The sequence below is a fragment of the Ruegeria arenilitoris genome (assembly GCF_013030985.1).
GTDB lineage: Bacteria > Pseudomonadota > Alphaproteobacteria > Rhodobacterales > Rhodobacteraceae > Ruegeria > Ruegeria arenilitoris_B.
On the sequence record NZ_WPYP01000031.1, the window covers coordinates 1 to 1,425 of the forward strand.

The 1,425-nt window shown below is 65.5% G+C and carries 1 protein-coding gene; it reads left to right on the plus strand.

The genetic code is table 11. The features are described from left to right. Positions 1 to 1,425: mannose-1-phosphate guanylyltransferase/mannose-6-phosphate isomerase (locus tag GOX88_RS23235; RefSeq protein ID WP_254443423.1), on the plus strand; the 1,425-nt coding region annotated here is incomplete at its 5' end.

Below are 1,425 nucleotides of genomic sequence, written 5' to 3' on the forward strand. Positions count from 1 at the left end.
TGCGGAGGTTCTGGAACCCGTTTGTGGCCCTTGTCGCGGAAAAGCTACCCCAAGCAATTTGTCTCTTTGATCGGCGATGAGACGCTGTTTCAGGCCTCTGCGCGGCGTCTGTCCGGTGCCGCGGACGGGCTGAAATTTGCGGCTCCGATGGTCCTGACCAACTCGGATTTCCGGTTCATCGTGGCCGAGCAGCTGCAGGCCGTCGGGATCGATCCCGGTGCCATTCTGATCGAGCCCGAGGGGCGCAACACCGCCCCCGCCGTGCTGGCCGCGGCGCTGCGCGCCCATGCCGAAGACGAGGATGCGGTGCTGCTGGTGGCGCCCTCCGATCACGTTGTGCCCGATGCCGCCGCGTTCCAGGCGGCGGTCGCCCGCGGGATGGATGCCGTGGCGCAGGGGCAGCTGGTGACCTTCGGCATCACCCCGACACTTCCGGAAACCGCCTATGGCTATCTGGAACTTGCCTCGGCGTCGGGCAGTGACGGGTCACCCGTCCCGCTGAAGCAGTTTGTCGAAAAGCCGGACCTGGCCCGCGCGACCGAGATGCTGGCCGCCGGCAACTTCAAATGGAACGCGGGCATTTTCCTGTTCCGTGCCACTGATATCATCGCCGCCTTCAAGGCCCATGCGCCCGGGCTGATGCAGCCGGTACAGGACGCGTTGAACGACGCTCAGACCGACCTTGGCTTCCTGCGGCTCGCGCCCGAACCCTGGGGGCAGGCCGAGGACATCTCGATCGATTACGCGGTGATGGAAAAGGCCGATAACCTGTCGGTCGTTCCGTTTGAGGCAGCCTGGTCCGATCTGGGCGGCTGGGACGCGGTCTGGCGCGAAAGCGGCCCGGATGGGGACGGCGTGGTCACCAGCGGTGGCGCAACTGCGATCGACTGCCGGAACTCGCTGCTGCGGTCGGACAGCGAGCAGATGGAGGTGGTTGGCATCGGGCTGGACAATATCATCGCGGTGGCGATGAACGACGCCGTGCTGGTTGCCGACAAGTCGCGGGCGCAGGACGTCAAGAAAGCGGTTGCCGCCCTGAAAGAGAAAGGCGCGGCACAGGCGACCCAGTTCCCCATGGATCACCGCCCCTGGGGCTGGTTCGAAAGCCTTGTGGTCGGCGACCGGTTCCAGGTGAAACGGATCCATGTCCACCCCGGCGCCTCGCTGAGCCTGCAGAGCCATTTCCACCGGTCCGAGCACTGGATCGTGGTCGAGGGCACCGCCCGTGTGACCATTGACGACCATCAGCAACTGGTGACCGAGAACCAGTCGGTCTACATCCCGCTGGGCGCCGTGCACCGGATGGAAAACCCCGGCAAGGTTCCGATGGTCCTGATCGAGGTCCAGACCGGCGCCTATGTCGGCGAGGACGACATCGTCCGCTACGAAGACGTCTACGCCCGCGGCCAGGGCGCTAAGGGCTGA